Source organism: Enterococcus pingfangensis (genome assembly GCF_005405205.1).
GTDB lineage: Bacteria > Bacillota > Bacilli > Lactobacillales > Enterococcaceae > Enterococcus_A > Enterococcus_A pingfangensis.
Genome location: NZ_BJDP01000005.1, coordinates 136,258 through 153,038 on the forward strand (window position 1 = coordinate 136,258; position 16,781 = coordinate 153,038).

Below are 16,781 nucleotides of genomic sequence, written 5' to 3' on the forward strand. Positions count from 1 at the left end.
TATTTATTAATTGTAGCAAATATCCTGTCAAAAAAGGGATTTTTTTATAAAATAGACGCGGTTGTGACAAAAGTGGACAGCTTCAAGAAATTAGCCAAAATTCCCCAAAATTACTTTTCAAATCTTATGAAACTGCGACTGATTTTCGAAAAAGGCTGCTGGAAGATCAAAAGAGCGTGTGACAAGGCTTTTGCCACACGCTCTTCTTGAAGATTTGCTCTAAACAATCGACATGCCGCCATCAACGACGATGAATTGACCATTCGTATAACTTGATGCATCACTTGAAAAATAAAGAATTGTTCCATTCAACTCTTTGTGTTTTCCTGGACGGCTCATTGGATTCAAGCCTTGATAAAGATTGAGGAAATCTGCTGATTTAAATAAAGTATCGGTGGTCATCTCAGATTCGAATAAACCTGGCCCAATAGCGTTAGTAGTAATATTATATTTTCCATAACTAGCCGCCATACCTTTAGTTAAACCTAAAACTGCTGCTTTGCTGGCATTGTATGAGTGGCGGATAAACATGTCTTCTTTGTCAGCCATGATCGCATTGATCGAAGCAATGTTGACGATTCTACCATAATTATTAGCGATCATATGTTTCACTACGTATTTACTGACTAAGAAAATTCCTTTCACATTGACATCCATCGACTTGTCGAAATCTTCCACCGATAAAGAGTCTACTCCGCCACGCACGGCGATTCCAGCGTTGTTCAATAAAATATCCAGCTGCCCAAAATGATCATAGGCTTGTTGGATTCCGGCTTTGACATTGGCTTCATCGGTCACATCCATTTTGATGGCTAACACATCGCGCCCCATTTTTTTGATCTCTGCTGCTACTTCTTCTAATCGTTCCAAACGTCTCGCTAATAAAACTAAATTTGCTCCCGCTTCTGCATAGGCGATTGCCGCATCGCGACCTAACCCGCTGCTCGCACCTGTTACCACTGCTACTTTTCCATTCAAATCAAACATCGAACATTCCTCCGCTTCATGATAACGTATTCACAATCGTTTTATTAACGGTACCTAAAATGATGTATGTCTGTCAAGAGCTTCTGCCAAAAATGCTGATTAAAAAAGGATTTTTTAGTTCCGGCTGAAAAAAAGAGCTCATTTCTGATAGAGAACGACTGATTTTTGATTGTGTTAATTTTCACCAATTTTATTTTTTTAAAAAGTCGATTTTTTCTAATCATACAAAATTTCAATCAAAATACTCCCTTACGCAACCTTTAAAAACCGCAATAAATAACATCTATGTCTAATCTAGGAAAAACCTTTTACCTTCTGATTTGTCACTTAATTTATTTGTTTCAACGAGTTAGTTAAAATAAAATCGCTGAGTGTTCTTTTTAATTTATTCTGTTGAATATTTTGTTGGAACCTGATCTGTTATGAAAAGAAGATTTTTTTTTGTAAAAAACAACTTGCATTTGTTTTGTTTTTCCCCTAAACTTTATAATTAAAGAGAATGAGAATCATTATCATTTATGAAAGGGATGAGTGATTGAGACGAAGTGGAATTTTTTTTTCATTATTTTTGTTAAGCGCTCTCTCGATTTTTATCGGAGTAAAAGATTTGGTGCTGCAAGCCTTGCTTCAAGGTGATGCCCAACAGTGGTTGATCCTCTTGACCACACGGATCCCGCGAACGGTTAGTTTGATTTTAGCTGGAGCAACGATGAGTGTCTGCGGATTAATCATGCAGCACCTGACTCAAAATAAATTTGTTTCACCGACAACTGCCGGAACAATGGACAGCGCGCGCTTAGGAATTTTGATCGTGATGCTTTTTTTACCGAATGCTTCTACTACTATTCGAACCTTTGCGGCGTTTGTCTTCGCCTTTTTTGGAACGATGATCTTTTTAGCATTGAGTCGCTTGCTTCCGACAAAAGATCCCATTTTTCTGCCGTTATTAGGTGTGATGTTTGGCAACATCGTTGGGTCAGTCGCTACTTTTTTTGCCTATCAATTTCAATTGATTCAAAACATGTCCTCGTGGCTGCAAGGAAATTTTTCATTAGTGGCTAAAGGCAGCTATGAATTACTCTATCTGACGATCCCGCTGTTTTTTATTATTTATGTATTTGCTTACTTCTTCACAATTATTGGTTTGGGTGAAGATTTGGCGGTTAATTTAGGGATCAATTATCCTTTGATCCAGCTTTTTGGAATCGGGCTGGTTGCCGCTGCCAGCGGATTAGTCTTGATCATGGTCGGGACTGTTCCTTTTTTAGGCGTGATCGTGCCAAATATCGTCTCACTGATTTACGGCGACCATGTAAAACAAAATTTATTGATCACTGCATTGTGTGGCAGCCTCTTCCTAATGTTCTGCGACATTCTTTCACGCGTAGTCATTGCGCCTTATGAAGTTCCCGTCAGCTTGACCGTAGGCATTTTAGGCAGCCTGATCTTTATTTATTTGTTGGTAAGGAGGCGGCGCGCATGAACCTTTCTCTGCCAAAAAAATCACTACTTTTGATCAGCCTTGGTATTCTTGCGGTACTCTTATGCGGACTTTATTTAACTTATAATACTTACGGAAATTTTCAATTTGCGTGGATGCTGCGCGGAAAAAAAATCGCCGCTTTCTTATTAGTCGCTTTAGCAACGGGAGCGGCTACGGTTAGTTTTCAAACAATGACCCAAAATCAATTTTTGACGCCAAACATTCTTGGTCTGGATTCCTTGTACGTTTTGATCCAAACTCTACTGTTTTTCAGCGCGGGCGGCGTCAACATGCTGGCGCAAAAACAAACGGCGACTTTTTTGACCAGCATTTTATTGATGGCACTCTTGAGTTTATTGCTAGCAAAAACGTTATTGAAACGTCAGCAAAATGATTTGTTTATCCTGCTGATGCTGGGCATGATTTTAGGAACTTTATTCAGCAGTACGAGTAATTTCTTGCAGGTGATGATGGATCCGAATGAATATGATCTGCTGCAAGGTCGGCTTTTTGCCAGCTTCAGTAATATCAATACCGTCCATCTGAACTGGGCGGCTGGAATCATTTTACTGGGGTCACTTATTTTATTTGCGGCGAATCGTTATTTGGATGTTTTGCATTTAGGCAGTGATCAAGCGACTAACTTAGGGATCTCGCTCAATAAATTTCAGATCTTGCTATTGTTTTTGATTAGCCTTTTGACTGGGACCGCGACGGCTTTAGTTGGACCAATTACGTTTTTAGGTTTCATCGTCGCGAATATCAGTTACCAATTGATGCCGACGTATCGTCACCGTTATCTGTTTCCCACCGCGATTTTACTCGGGATTATTTTTTTAGTCGGCAGCCAATTTTTAGTCGAACAAATTTTTCAATTAAAGACGACAGTCAGTGTGGTCACTCAATTTATCGGTGGTCTGTATTTTATTTGGAAAATTATTTATGAGCGGAGGAGACAAAAATGATCGATATCAACGACGTATCAAAAAATTATGGAACAAAAAAAGTGATCTCCGAAATCTGCTTGCCGATCAAAGAAGGACAGCTGACCGCGTTTATCGGACCTAATGGCGCTGGAAAAAGCACCTTGCTTTCAATGATTAGCCGATTGATCACGATCGATGCGGGACAAATTTACCTCGATCATAATGAAGTGAAAGCTTGGCGCTCCAATGAATTGTCAAAAAAATTATCAATCTTAAAACAGAGCAACGGCGTCAATTTGCGGATTACTGTCCGTGAACTGGTCAGTTTTGGCCGCTTTCCTTATTCAAAAGGCCGCTTATCGGCTGAAGATCAAGCCTGGATTGATTATGCCTTAGAAAAACTAGGATTGAATGAAATGGCGGAAGCAATGATTGACACTTTATCTGGTGGACAGCTGCAACGGGCATACATCGCCATGATCTTGGCACAAGATACGGATTATATTTTGCTGGATGAACCGCTGAACAACTTGGATATGAATCATGCGGTCCATCTTATGCAGACTTTGCGACGATTAGTAGAAGAAGATCATAAGACGGTGCTGCTGGTCATTCATGATATTAATTTTGCGGCCAGTTACGCGGATGAGATCGTTGCGATGAAAGCCGGTCAAATTTTTGCCCACGGAACGACCGATGAAATGATCCAACCACAGATTTTGAATGCATTATACGAAATGGATATCAAGATTTGCGAACTAGACGGCAAACGTTTTTGCATGTATTTCAATTAAAAAAATAATAACTAATCCTCATCTCGGGACTAGTTTTATAAAATCAATACATCACACAGAAATCAGGAGGAAACAAAATGAAAAAATATATCGTTGGATTGTCGATTGCCTTACTAAGTCTAGGATTGGCGGGCTGCGGTTCGACCAATAGCGCTGAGACCGATGATTCGGCCAAGACAACTAGCAGTGTAGAAAAAACCATCGAAGTAACTGATTCTAACGGCAAAGTGACCGTTCCAAAAAATCCTGAGAAAGTCGTCGTTTTCGATAATGGCTCGCTAGATACTTTGGATGCTTTGGGGGTCGGCGATAAAGTCGTAGCGGCAGCAACCGATAATTTGCCAGCGTATTTAGAAGATTATAAAAAAGTGGAATCGGCCGGCGGGATCAAAGAACCTGATTTAGAAAAAATCAATCAGATAAAACCCGATTTGATTATTATTTCTGGTCGGCAAAGTGATTTTCTAGAGCAATTAAAAGCGATCGCACCAACGATGTATTTAGCTGTGGATACTTCTGATACTTGGAATTCAATCAAGCAAAACGTGACGACGCTAGGACAAATCTTTGACAAAGAAAAAGCTGCCGAAAAACAATTATCTGCACTAGAAGCAGACATCAAAGAAACAAAAGCTAAAGCAGAAGAAAGCCAAGATAAAGCTTTGACTGTTTTGATTAACGAAGGACAATTGTCTACTTATGGAAAAGATTCACGTTTTGGGATTATTTATGATACGTTTGGTTTTGCAGAAGCTGATGACGCGATCAAAGCCTCTACTCACGGTCAAAGTGTTGCTTATGAATATGTCTTAGACAAGAATCCAGAGATCATCTTCGTCGTAGACCGGACAAAAGCAATCGGCGGCGACACTAGCGCTAACAATGTCGCGGACAATGAATTAGTTGCCCAGACAACAGCTGGTAAAAATAACAAAGTCATCACATTGCAGCCCGACGTTTGGTATTTAAGCGGCGGCGGTTTAGAATCTGCTAAAATGATGCTAGAAGACGTCAATCAAGCATTTGAATAACAATAAATTCAGAAAAAGGGTTGCGACAAGATTTTGTCACAACCCTTTTTGCTGATTGAAAAATGACTTCCCAAACATTTTTCTTTTCAAAAAACTATAGATCTTCTAATCCATCCTGATCCAATAAAATAATCGTTCGTTTCTTACGACTGATCAACTGCTTGCTTTCTAACAGTTTCAGTTTTCTTGACAATGTTTCTGGCGTCGTTCCCAAAAACAAAGCTAGCTCTTTCATTTTCATCGGCAAGACTAGTTCATTAGAATCCGCTACTTTTGCCAAATCAAGTAAATAAGTCGCTAGACGTTCCTCGACTTTTTCCATCATCAAAAATTGGGTCTGCTGTTCCGTCTTCACCATCTTTGTCGCATTGATTTCTAATAGTTTTAGACTTAACTGCGGATATTTTAATAACAAGTTAGAAAAATCTTGATGTCTTAAAATACAGACTTCGGTAGGTTCTAACGCTTCGCCGAACAGCGCATCATTTTGCACGCCGAATAATTGGTTTTCCCCTTCATATTCGCCCGGCTCTACTACCCGTAAAACTTGTTCTTTTCCATTGGAAGAAAGCTGGTACACTTTCATATTTCCACGAGCAACGATGACCAGCTGTTTCTCGCCGTCAGGTGTGAAGATCTGCTCACCTTTAGCTACCATCCGATGTTTGACCAGCGCATGGATCTTTTTTTGATCTGCTACCTCCAGATGATTGAATAATGGTACTAAAGAAACGCATAGGTGTTCTTGACTCATGGAAATCCTCCTCAATTAATCGTCTTCGTCCTCTTCAAGTTCTGTTACGTCATTTCCTAAATAACGTTGCCAAACTAAGACTTGATGTTTGATCCAAGCATACAATTTTTTTAGAAATTCAGCTAAACCGAATTTTTCTTCTTTTTCAGCTAATGCGATCCCGCGAGTGATAAACAAGTTTTGTGTAGCTAAATCGGCTACGAGCTCATTGAGGATCGTTTCGGCGTCCTCATATTTCAACTTGCCGCTGTCTTTGATCATAGCATACTCTGTAAACTCAGCCAAAGTCGTTGGAATCAGTTCCCCTTCATCTAACACCTTCTGGCTTAATTCGTCAAATAACTGATCTTCTTCAGCGATCATAGCTGCTAGCTTAGGTTCTGCAAAACTCCGGACAGATCCTTTCAAATAATAATCCGCTTGCCGTAATTTGACTCTATGGACAAATAAATTGGACAAAATGTGGCTGATCATCGCGCCGGCTGTAGGAATGTGGTGATCTTGATCGCTTTTGATTTTCTCTGCTTGATACTTTTCTTCAACCGTCATCTTATGCCAACTCCTTTACTTTGATTCCTTCTACTTCATAACCTAAATTCTCGATCACTTGTTTTAAGGCTTCTGGACTCGTCTTATCTGGTTGAATCTCGGCTTTGACCTTGCTGGCATTGAATAAAACTTTGACTTTATCGACACCTGATTGTTGTCCCACCGCATTTTCGATTTTTTGCATACATGATGGACAAGTTAATGTTCCTAATTGGATGATTACTTTTTGCATGACTGTTTCCTCCTCGTTCATTTGATACTCTTATTCTAGCGGGTCTTTGGACTTAATAAATTGACCTCTATCAAGTTTTGACTTTTTTATTTGATCATTAGCAAAAAATCAGCGAATACTCAAAACGATTTATTTTGGAACAAATAAAAAAAGAGTTCCCGCCGTGACGAGAACTCTGCTGATTCTTATTCTGTTTTTCCATCCAATAAACGATTTTGGCCTTCGATTGCTTGAATTTCGGTGATATCTTGGGTTGCTTCTAAACAGCCCAGATACTCCCCTTGTTCATTTTTTAGTGCAAAGTAGCGGATATAGACTTTCTTGCCGCGGATATCGATCCAAAAATCGGCTTCTGAGCGAGCGCCAGAACGAAAATCATCTAAAATCTGCTGAACGATATGCATGCTTTTTGGCGGATGACAATTCACGACTTCCCGACCGACAACGGATTTTGTCCGTGGAAAGACACGATTTTTTCCTTCTGAGAAAAAGCGTACGCGGTCATCTTTATCTACAAAAGTCAAATCGACTGGCAATACTTGGAACATCGCGATCATTTCTTCCAGCTTCATAGTCCCAGTCGGCAAGACGATCGTTTCTGCTGATGTTTCATTTTCCCAATCATAATGCTCTTCAAGTACGGCTGCTTCGGCTTCAGCAAGACCTGCCGCGATTCCTTCGGTTGTTTCTTTCGCTTGCTGGATTGCCAACTGACGTGCCGGCTCGCGTTCTTGTTCTTTTTCTAACGCAGATTTGCTGGCTTTCCAAGGCAGTGGTTCCGGAATGAAGGCAAAACCGATATCAAAACTGTCTGCGGCAATTTTTTCCCAATCTTTCAGACTAAAAACATCAAGCGTCATGGGTGCCATGATTTCTTCTTCTTTAAAAATCATCTCTTCAATTTCATTTTTTGCTTCTTCCCATTTTTCAGCTAGCGGGTTGTAAGCAACTTTTTCTGAAGCGACTAATTGGATCAGCGCTTTGACTTGATCACGAACATCATCGTCCACTCCCCACATAACTTTAGGCGGCGCTGTGATCCCATATTTTTCCATGTAAGAAAAAATCAATGTTTCTTTGCGGGCATAGTGTTTATCGATCTGCATCAGATCCCCTAATGCATGTAGCAGGCGGTCTTTTTGCGACCAATCCCCCGCTTTGACCTTTGCTAAAAGACCATCGATTTCGTCTGTCAATAAAGATTGCAAGACTTGGTTTTCCAATTTCAGCGTATGGATCGGATGTCCCGGTTGTTCATGTTCTAGATTGGAACGATGGATCTCATTGATCGATCCTTTGAAGACCGCTGCATGGATGTTGCATAATTTTTGGATTTCTTGCGGATTCAAGCCGCCTTGGATCAACGCCTTTTCAGCAGAGGTGATCTCGGTGACATCTACTCCTTCAAATTCTTGGTTGAATAAGTCTTTGGCTTCTTCAAATGAACCGCCTTTGTGCAGCAGCGACAAAATCTCTACGATTCTTTCTTGGCGCTGTTCTCTTGTTCGTTCCATTAAACCGCTCCTTTCACTGTGAATCCATTTGCTTCAAATGTTTCGATGATCTGTTCCATCGGGATGTGTTTCATTTTTGCTCCTTTAGGGATCGTTACATAGCGACCTGCCGTTTGCAGCATCCCCGGTTTTGCGATTGTGTCAAAACCTAATTTATACATTAAATCCTTAACTTCAGGATAAAGCGTGACTAATTCGAATAGAGATTTAGATAAGTCTAATTCCTTCATATACGGCTCTCCTTTACATGCTGTTTACTCATTATACGCATAACCTAAGCATTTCACAGCACTTGTTAAAAAAACTTTGCAAAAATATCGTATCTGATAAATCAGCTTAACGTAAAATACAAAGGCGCAAGTTCTTCTAATGTTTGCAGCGTTTCTTGAACGATGTTCGGTGTAGCTTTAAAAATTAATCTTCCTAATTGGAAACTGCGATCCTGCATCGCTGCTTGTAATTTTTGCGGCTGGTTGTTGTCGGCTAAAAATTCTGTCAGCGGCAAATGGTCTTCTAATTCATGTTCCACTTGCGGCCAAATATAATACTCCTCAATATTTGCCACGCCTTTGCTCCATTCATGCAAGCTGGTCAGCAATTCGTTGTATTCAGCTAAACTCCCGGCACGTTCATCGCTTTTATAATGTTGAAACATCAAATAGACTTGAAATTGTTTTCTATTCAGCAATGCTGCTAGACAGGCATTTTGATTTCTGCTCTGCGGATCACGATAGGCGCTCCAAAAGTGGTTCCGTAAATTCCACCCATTGGTCCAACTTTCAATCTTTGGTTTTTCCATACGATACTCTGCTGGCAACGCCTTCGCAACGGCTTGCTGCCACGCTTTCCATTTTTGCCAGTGTTCTTTATACTCTTGTTTTATTTCTTCCACTTCATCTATTGAATAAAATTCCTTTAATTGTTTGAAGGCAAAAAAATCACGCTCAAATAATTGAAAGTCATCGTTTGTTAATTCCATGAAATCGCCTCTTTTCCTTAAATCATCCTTATTGTAAACATTTCAAAATATTTATTCAAACAAAATTTGTAAGCAGCAAAAGACCCCTTTCTCAAACTGAGCAAGGGGTCGAGCGGTTTTAAAAATTTTTCATAACTGTCCGAACTGAACTTAACGCAAGCCTTTGCGGATATAGGTAACGCCTGAGTAGATAACTACTGCGATCACGATCCACGTTAAAACATTCATGTTTAATCCAGTAACGAATTTAGTCGCAATCACCACACCGATGATCCCACCGATCGTAATTGCCAAACTAACTTTCCGGGCATAGTCGCCAGATTTGATGAAATTCACACCGGCAACCGGCATCAAGCCCGCACATGAAGCCATCATGATTGGAAAAGCGACCAATGGATTCAAGCCCAGCATATAAACTAAAGCCATACATGGTGCATACAAGCCAACTCCAATCGTCATCAACGCGCCTAAGATAAAGTTCCCAACGATCCCGATGATCAATTTGATCCCCGTCAAGCCAGTCAACGCATTGCCTGTTCCTAACATATCAAGCAAGCCTAATTGTTTCAACGCCATCAAACCAGCCGTGATGATCAGAGCGATCCCCATGTAGAACTGCACCTTTTTCTCTGGCAATTTGCTGACCGTTTTAGAACCTACATATGAACCAACGATCGCAGCGATAACTAGTGAGAACAATGTTAACGGTGCCACTTTTACAACTGTAATAAAAATAAATGCTTCAATAATTACTGGAACCGTATGGGCAACATTCAATGTTCCCGGCAGTTTGCGGTCATTATCTAACTGTTTCGTCATTTCCAACAACATCGTCGTCGGTGCGAAACTTCCAATTCCTAACGTGTCCATCGCATCGGTCACCAGACCGATCACTCCTGAGACTATGGCGTTTCCGCTGCCCCAATTTCCTCGTTCTGCAGCTAAATCGCGAATAAAATAAAAAAGATAATAAACTAATAGGACGCCTAGCAACCCCAACAAAATTTGTACCATGATTTTCTCCTTTAACAATTTAATAATAAAGCGCTTTTTCCTTATAAAATAATACAGCACTTCATAAGGAATTTAACTTAAATCAACTAACAGTTTGATGATATTCATCCAATAAACAGTACATTATTCAAAGTGGACTGTCAAATCGATTTCCATAAAAAAAGTGAGGATGACAGAAGTGGGCAGTTTCAAGAAATCAACGGACAGTTTTGAAAATCGTTGCTCAAATTTTTGTGAAATCTCGGCGCATTTCTAAAGATGCCACTGAAACACCGTTTATTCGAAAAAAGAGAGTGTGACAAGATTCTTGTCACACCCTCAAAGTCGCAAATCACTCAGTATAAAATCTGATCATTCTTCACTCAAGACAAAATAATTATTCTCAGGATCTGAAAAATTAAATAGTCTTTTACCCGCTTGTTCCGCGATTGGATTTACCACTGGACTGATTTTTTGCAGCCGTTTATGATAACTATCCAGGTCCGATACTTTTAATAATAATGAAGGAACATTATTGATGACTTCCGGAGAATACTCCGCAATGAACGCCCGATCAAACAAAACTAACTGGACCGATTCAAACAATTCTACCGTTACTTGCAGCGAGCCATCGACCATCGTTTGCTGCGAGCGGATCGTTCCACCCAGCCCTTCTTGCCAAAAAGCCGCACTAGCAGCGACATCATTGACATACAACATGATTTCGATTTCTTTAAGCATAGTTAGCCACCACCTCTTCTAAACGAAAATGAACCATTTTTTTAATCAAATCGCTCGGCAATTCTTGTTCATACGGAAACTGCACGGCACCTTTTGAAGTTTTGTAGTCTTCCAGTTGTTCTTGAAAAACCGTCAACACGCTAGGTGTCGGGTAAAATCCTAAATGTTTTTTCATCGCGCCAAAATGGACCAGATTTTCTTTTAAATAGAAAGTCGGCATCCCATAAGAGATTTTTTCCGTTGTTTCTGCTGGAACAATTTCTTTGATGAGCTGATAAAGCTCTTTCAGCAAAGGTTGTTGCTCTTTTTCAGCATCATTGATGTAGATCTCAATCGGTGACATACATTCAGCTCCTTATTCGTAATAGCCTTTTCAGTTAGTTTAGCGAAAATGACTAAAAAGCGATAGAAATTTGCTCTACTCTTTCAATAAATCACCCAATGAAAAACCGTCAAACGTTTCGCCGTCATAATATTTCAACAACTGATCAGCCGTCAATAAAGAAGACGTCATTTCCTCTTCTTTATCCTCAACTTGATTCAAGGCCGCATATTCTTGGTATTGTTCTGCCAATTGACGATACATCGCCTTTTTTGAGGGACCTGCACCAGTGATAAAAGGCAGTTCTTTGATGTGTCCGCGATAAAACGGCAAGCCGTCGACCCATTCGATCGGCTGTTCTGCGACAGTCAGCTGAACTTCAGCAAAAATTTCTTCATACATTTAGTTTCTTCCTCTCATTTTTTCGATACTGACTCGGTGTGACTCCTTCAATCTGTTTGAAACGTTTATAGAAAAAAGCTTTGTCTTTATAACCTAAGCGTTCCACGATCGTTTGCACTGTTAGTTCTGTCTGTGCTAAATAACTTTTGCATCGTTCGATTTTTCGAAATAAAACAACTTCGGTAAAAGACTGACCCGTTTTTTCCTTTAGTAAATTAGATAAATAATTCGGATGGAAGTGAAATTTTTGCGCAACTTCTGCTAATGTCACTTGTTCTAACCGAGCATCGATGTACGCTAATATTTCTTCAGTCAATTGCCCATTCGAAACAAAAGTATCCTTAGCAACCAAACGTTCCGGCGCCGCCTGACTGATCTCAACGATCAAGAGCACAAACGCTGATTTCGTTACTTTATTATTAAAATAAGCCATTTTGACGATTTGTTTCAACAAAAGTAACGCATAAAAATGGACATCTGTCACCTCAGCAAAATCATAGATCAAATAACGACCGATACCGCTAAATTCATCACTTAATGCCTCGATAAAAAAACGATAAAGCAGCGGTTCTTCAAAAAATTGGCCCAGCAGCGACTCAGTAAAGTAGCTCGACTTGAAATAAAAGGCGATCACCTCAGAATCAAACTCAGCGCCGTAAGAAAGATCTGCAACAGCATTCGTGATGATCAGACCGCCGGTAGTCAGCGTTGTTGCTACGTCCTCTGTTCTAACAACCGCCGAACCTTTTAGCACGTATAAGATCCGAACAAAACCTGTAGGAACAGTAATTTGATCACCCGTTTTTTTAGTCACGAACGCCGCGATTTCCCGCTGCGGGTTTTCTGTAAAACGCCGAACTTCGTCGATCATTTTGTCATTGTCAGCTAAATAGCAATCCAATGTTTTTAGAAAGCGATAAAAATCAGTATATTGTGTCACGGTTACATCCAATGAACTTTCCCACCTTAGAATCAAACACTTTCTTCTGTTTCTAAACTATTTTAAATAAATGCCTATCAGCATATACTTGTTTTATTGATTGTACCATCTTTTCAAATTTTAAACATTTGATTCAAACACTTTGATCACTAGTTTAATTTTGTAGATTAAAAACTAGCTAAAAAATTTAGGAGGAATAAATATGAAAATTGGTTTTATCGGTGCCGGCAATATGGCGACGGCAATCGTTACAGGAATCATCCAAAAAGGCTTCAGTCAACCAGAAAACATTTATCTATACGATATATCAACTGAGAAAGTCCAAGCCTTTGCAAAAGAAGTTGGTGCACATGCGTTGGAAAATCCGCAAGAAGTCATCGAAACCGTCGACACTTTGATTTTAGCGGTCAAACCGAACGTCATCAAAGGCGTTTTGCTCGCCGCAAAAGACGCGATCTTAAAAAATGATCCGCTGATCGTTTCGATTGCCGCAGGAACTAGTACCGAAGCGATTTATGAAGTCTTTGAGACCAATCAGCCGATTCGGATCGTTCGCGTGATGCCGAATATGAATGCGATGGTCGGTGAAGGTGCCGCCGCTGTTTGCGGAAATCCAAGTGCCACACAAACAGATATATCAACGATCATCGACCTATTCAACGCCGTAGGCAAAGCTTGGCCGCTAGAAGAAAAATATTTTTCTATCTTCACAGCGATTGCTGGAAGCTCTCCCGCCTATGCCTTTTTATTCATCGATTCCATCGCTCGTGCCGCGGTGAAAAACGGTTTGCCAAAAGACCTTGCTTTAGAAATGGCGACCCAAGCCATTTTAGGCAGTGCAGAAACGTTGGCTCAGAGCAAAGAAAATCCGTGGACCCTGATCGACCGCGTCAGTTCTCCCGGTGGAACAACCGTCGCAGGCATTGTCGAATTAGAAGACCACGGTTTCATCTCCACCGTGATCAAAGGAATCGACGCCACCATTCGCAAAGACGAAGAATTAGGGAAGAAATAATTTAAACCAATATATGTGTTCTATCTTAAGTGATAAAAAACAACCGCCAAGCATCAGACTAAAATCTAATGTTTGGCGGTTGTTGATTTTTATTTCTTCCACTCTGCAACTTCTTTTTGGTGGTCTTTGATCCAATCTTTTGCGGCTTGGGAAGGGTCTTCGCCTTCGTTGATTGCCAGCATGACGCTCTCCATATCTTTTTGGTTCCAATGGAAATTATTTAATACGTTGTACGCTTCAGGTTGATCTTTTTTCAATCCTTTGCGTGCGATTGTATGAATGGCTTCTGCTGTTCCCATCGCGCCTTTGGGATCTTCTAAGTATTTCAATCCGTATTTAGCAAACATCCAATGGGGAGACCAGCCTGTAATGACGATCGGTTGTTTCTTTTTGATTGCTTGACTGAGTGCAACGGTCATGGCGCCTGAAGATGACGTTGAAACTTTCCAATCAGCAAGGTTTGGATAAGTCTTCACTGTATTCTCAGCTGCAGTGACTACTCCGGCGCCAGGTTCGATTCCCGTGATCGTTTTATCGGCTTGGTCCGTCAAGTCTTCGATCGAATCCACAGCCATATAGTCTGGTACAACGATTCCGACTTTGGCACCTTTTAAATTGACGCCAAGATCATTTACTTGATCTTTGTATTGAGCAAATTGTGATTTGTGGGTATTTGGCAGCCATGCAGCGACCATCGCATCCGATTCGCCTTTTACTACAGATTCCCACATGATCGCGTTATCCAGCGGTGTCAGATTGACATCGTAGCCCATCTCTTTTAAGACTTCGCCGACCACGTGGGTGGAAGCGACTTCTGTATCCCACTCAACATAAGTCAGATTGATCGTGCCTTTTGTTTCTTTAGACATTCCATTAAGACCAAATGAAGCGAACAAGATAACTGCTGCGACTACACCTGCGATGATCCCGATTTTTTTCTTGTTTGTTTTCGCTTTCTTTTCAACCACGTGTTGTTTTGGTTTGTTGATATTTTGTGTAAAGCGGTCAATGATAATGGCTAAAATTACTAACGCCAATCCATTGACAAAGCCATTTCCGACTTGTGCGCGCTGTAAAGCGGACAAGACGCCGCGGCCTAGACCGGGAGCACCAATCATCGATGCGATCACAACCATTGATAAAGCCAACATCGTCGTTTGGTTGATCCCGGCTAAAATCGTGCTCTTAGCTAGCGGCAATTCTAGTTTAAACAGTTTTTGTTTTCCAGTTCCGCCAAATGAATCCGAAGCTTCGATCAATTCTTTAGGAATTTGACGGATCCCTAAATTAGTAAAACGAACAGTTGGCGGCAACGCAAAGATCACGGAGGCAAACACCCCCGGCACCATTCCAATCCCAAAGAAAGCAACGGCTGGAATCAAATAGACAAATCCCGGCATCGTCTGCATGAAATCTAAAACCGGCGTGATAATTTTTTTAGCTGTTTCATTTTTAGCCATTAAAATTCCAAGCGGTACTCCGATGATGATCGACAATAGACTGGATAAAAGAACTAATGTAACGGTACTCATCAGATCGGTCCATAATCCCTGATTATAAATAAACAATAATCCAACCAATGTAAAACTCGTCAGTCCCCATTTTTTATTCGAGATAAAAAAGGCGATAACCGTCAAGACAAGAATAAATAATAACGGTGGAATCATTGTTAATAGATTGGTCATTCCATCCATCAAAAATTGCCCTGCATGCTGCAAGACAGAAAATAGTCCGGCAAAAGTTCCCGTCAGCCAATTAGTAAATCCTTCGACCCAATCGGCGACAGGCAAGGCTTGTTGTAAAAAATTAAACATGGGCTTCCACCTCTTCCGTTTCTGTATTGGCCAATGCTTCTAACACACTGCCGCGAATAACGACTCCGACTAAGCGGTCGCCTTCGACTACCGCTAGCGGTGCCGGCGAATCAAAAATCAGATTGAAAATGTCCGTGACCAGCATATCTTTAGGGATCCGGCGGACATTTTTATCGATGACTTCTTTCAGTGTTAAATTATTTTTACGGGCTTCTAACGCTTTTTCCGCCGTCAGACTGCCTTTTAATTTTCGTTTGCGATCCACTGCTAAAAGCATGCTGACTTCTTCTTTACGCATCCGATTCAACGCGACATTTGGTCCGTCGACTTCGATATTTGTCGTAAACGCCGGAACCATGATATTTTGTGCAGTTAACACTTTTGAACGATCCACATCTTCGACAAAATCGCGTACATATTGATTGGCTGGATGAGTCAAAATTTCTTCGCCGGTACCGATCTGCATGATTTGACCATCTTTCATCAACGCGATCCGATCACCGATCCGCAACGCTTCATTCAAATCATGCGTGATGAAGATGATCGTTTTTTGTACATTTGATTGCAAATCTAACAATTCATCTTGCATCTCACGGCGAATCAACGGATCCAACGCAGAGAACGCCTCGTCCATCAATAAAATTTCAGGATCATTGGCTAGCGCTCGTGCCAAGCCGACCCGCTGCTGCATTCCGCCGGATAATTGATTAGGATATTGATCTTTGAAGCTCAATAACCCAGAATTTTCTAATGCTTGTTCTGCTTTAGCTTGACGCTCGGCTTTTGGTACGCCGCGCACTTCAAGTCCGTATTCTGTATTTTCTAAAATCGTCCGATGAGGAAACAAACCAAAGTTTTGAAAAACCATATTGATTTTATGGCGGCGCACTTCACGCAGTGCCTCTTTATCCATTTGAGCAATATTTTCTCCATCGATATAGATCTCCCCTGAAGTTGGATCGATCAAGCGATTTAATAAACGGATCAGCGTGGATTTCCCGCTGCCGGAAAGTCCCATAATAACAAAAATTTCTCCTTCATTGACTTCAAAATTTGCATCATACACACCAACAGTTGCACCTGTTTGTTCTAAAATTTCAGTCTTTGCACGATTTTCTTGAATCATCGCAAGGGCTTGTTGCTGTTTCTTACCAAAGATTTTAGTCAGATGTTCTACCTTAACTTTACTCAAAAAAATATCCTCCTCTTAAAAAGTGACCATACAACCTTAACATCATGTGGTCACTTTTGTCAAAAAAGATGCTGAAAATTTTCTGCAAACAAAAAAAGAAAAAACCGCGGCTT

At 40.7% G+C, this 16,781-nt stretch carries 19 protein-coding genes; 5 read left to right on the forward strand and 14 right to left on the reverse strand.

Annotated features, from left to right (window positions below; translation table 11 throughout):
• Positions 1 to 219: 219 nt before the first annotated feature.
• A complete protein-coding gene (locus tag FFM63_RS03630) occupies positions 220 to 987 on the reverse strand; it encodes an SDR family NAD(P)-dependent oxidoreductase (RefSeq protein WP_137608967.1) in 768 nt (255 codons plus the stop codon).
• A 535-nt stretch (positions 988 to 1,522) separates the two neighbouring features.
• Between FFM63_RS03630 and FFM63_RS03635 the strand changes: the two genes are divergently transcribed.
• The 4 genes from FFM63_RS03635 to FFM63_RS03650 all read left to right on the forward strand — a co-directional run bounded on the left by FFM63_RS03635 (position 1,523) and on the right by FFM63_RS03650 (position 5,221).
• A complete protein-coding gene (locus FFM63_RS03635) occupies positions 1,523 to 2,470 on the forward strand; it encodes an ABC transporter permease (RefSeq protein ID WP_137608968.1) in 948 nt (315 codons plus the stop codon).
• Positions 2,467 to 3,435 carry an iron chelate uptake ABC transporter family permease subunit gene (locus FFM63_RS03640; protein ID WP_137608969.1) on the forward strand — a complete coding sequence of 323 codons (969 nt, stop codon included), beginning with the start codon at positions 2,467 to 2,469 and terminating at the stop codon, positions 3,433 to 3,435. Before FFM63_RS03635 ends, FFM63_RS03640 begins: the two co-directional genes overlap by 4 nt.
• On the forward strand, positions 3,432 to 4,190 hold the full coding sequence (locus tag FFM63_RS03645; RefSeq protein WP_137608970.1) for an iron ABC transporter ATP-binding protein: 759 nt from the start codon (positions 3,432 to 3,434) through the stop codon (positions 4,188 to 4,190). The genes FFM63_RS03640 and FFM63_RS03645 overlap by 4 nt, the downstream gene beginning before the upstream one ends.
• Before the next feature lie 77 nt (positions 4,191 to 4,267).
• Positions 4,268 to 5,221 (forward strand): siderophore ABC transporter substrate-binding protein, encoded by a 954-nt coding sequence (locus FFM63_RS03650; protein ID WP_137608971.1) that lies wholly within the window; start codon positions 4,268 to 4,270, stop codon positions 5,219 to 5,221.
• Positions 5,222 to 5,315: 94 nt separating this feature from the next.
• On the opposite strand, the gene FFM63_RS03655 is transcribed toward FFM63_RS03650, so the two are convergent.
• The 11 genes from FFM63_RS03655 to FFM63_RS03705 form a co-directional block, all read right to left on the reverse strand.
• Positions 5,316 to 5,975, reverse strand: coding sequence for a Crp/Fnr family transcriptional regulator (locus tag FFM63_RS03655; protein ID WP_137608972.1), 660 nt, complete (start codon positions 5,973 to 5,975; stop codon positions 5,316 to 5,318).
• Between the two features lie 15 nt (positions 5,976 to 5,990).
• On the reverse strand, positions 5,991 to 6,524 hold the full coding sequence (locus tag FFM63_RS03660) for a ferritin-like domain-containing protein (protein WP_137608973.1): 534 nt from the start codon (positions 6,522 to 6,524) through the stop codon (positions 5,991 to 5,993).
• A gap of 1 nt (position 6,525) precedes the next feature.
• Positions 6,526 to 6,756, reverse strand: a complete 231-nt coding sequence (locus tag FFM63_RS03665) for a heavy-metal-associated domain-containing protein (protein WP_137608974.1) — start codon at positions 6,754 to 6,756, stop codon at positions 6,526 to 6,528.
• A gap of 185 nt (positions 6,757 to 6,941) precedes the next feature.
• Entirely contained in the window at positions 6,942 to 8,270 is a 1,329-nt protein-coding gene (locus FFM63_RS03670) for a DUF438 domain-containing protein (protein WP_137608975.1), read from the reverse strand.
• Positions 8,270 to 8,500: a DUF1858 domain-containing protein gene (locus FFM63_RS03675; RefSeq protein WP_137608976.1), complete on the reverse strand. Its 231-nt coding sequence runs from the start codon at positions 8,498 to 8,500 to the stop codon at positions 8,270 to 8,272. Before FFM63_RS03675 ends, FFM63_RS03670 begins: the two co-directional genes overlap by 1 nt.
• A 101-nt stretch (positions 8,501 to 8,601) precedes the next feature.
• Complete coding sequence (locus FFM63_RS03680) at positions 8,602 to 9,249, reverse strand: HI_0552 family protein (protein WP_137608977.1); 648 nt, start codon at positions 9,247 to 9,249, stop codon at positions 8,602 to 8,604.
• 150 nt (positions 9,250 to 9,399) lie between these two features.
• A complete protein-coding gene (locus FFM63_RS03685; protein ID WP_137608978.1) occupies positions 9,400 to 10,263 on the reverse strand; it encodes a sulfite exporter TauE/SafE family protein in 864 nt (287 codons plus the stop codon).
• A 351-nt stretch (positions 10,264 to 10,614) separates the two neighbouring features.
• Complete coding sequence (locus FFM63_RS03690) at positions 10,615 to 10,983, reverse strand: VOC family protein (RefSeq protein ID WP_137608979.1); 369 nt, start codon at positions 10,981 to 10,983, stop codon at positions 10,615 to 10,617.
• Positions 10,976 to 11,326, reverse strand: a complete 351-nt coding sequence (locus tag FFM63_RS03695) for an iron chaperone (protein WP_137608980.1) — start codon at positions 11,324 to 11,326, stop codon at positions 10,976 to 10,978. Before FFM63_RS03695 ends, FFM63_RS03690 begins: the two co-directional genes overlap by 8 nt.
• Before the next feature lie 75 nt (positions 11,327 to 11,401).
• Positions 11,402 to 11,707, reverse strand: coding sequence for a hypothetical protein (locus FFM63_RS03700; RefSeq protein WP_137608981.1), 306 nt, complete (start codon positions 11,705 to 11,707; stop codon positions 11,402 to 11,404).
• Positions 11,700 to 12,659, reverse strand: coding sequence for a helix-turn-helix domain-containing protein (locus FFM63_RS03705; protein ID WP_137608982.1), 960 nt, complete (start codon positions 12,657 to 12,659; stop codon positions 11,700 to 11,702). Before FFM63_RS03705 ends, FFM63_RS03700 begins: the two co-directional genes overlap by 8 nt.
• A gap of 190 nt (positions 12,660 to 12,849) precedes the next feature.
• Here FFM63_RS03705 and proC point away from each other — a divergent pair, with 190 nt between their 5' ends.
• Entirely contained in the window at positions 12,850 to 13,662 is an 813-nt protein-coding gene (gene proC, locus FFM63_RS03710; RefSeq protein ID WP_137608983.1) for a pyrroline-5-carboxylate reductase, read from the forward strand.
• An 89-nt stretch (positions 13,663 to 13,751) separates the two neighbouring features.
• Here proC and FFM63_RS03715 read toward each other — a convergent pair whose 3' ends face one another.
• Both FFM63_RS03715 and FFM63_RS03720 read right to left on the reverse strand, forming a co-directional pair.
• Positions 13,752 to 15,476, reverse strand: a complete 1,725-nt coding sequence (locus FFM63_RS03715; RefSeq protein ID WP_137608984.1) for an ABC transporter permease/substrate binding protein — start codon at positions 15,474 to 15,476, stop codon at positions 13,752 to 13,754.
• Positions 15,469 to 16,668 (reverse strand): quaternary amine ABC transporter ATP-binding protein, encoded by a 1,200-nt coding sequence (locus FFM63_RS03720; protein WP_137608985.1) that lies wholly within the window; start codon positions 16,666 to 16,668, stop codon positions 15,469 to 15,471. The genes FFM63_RS03715 and FFM63_RS03720 overlap by 8 nt, the downstream gene beginning before the upstream one ends.
• Positions 16,669 to 16,781 lie beyond the last annotated feature (113 nt).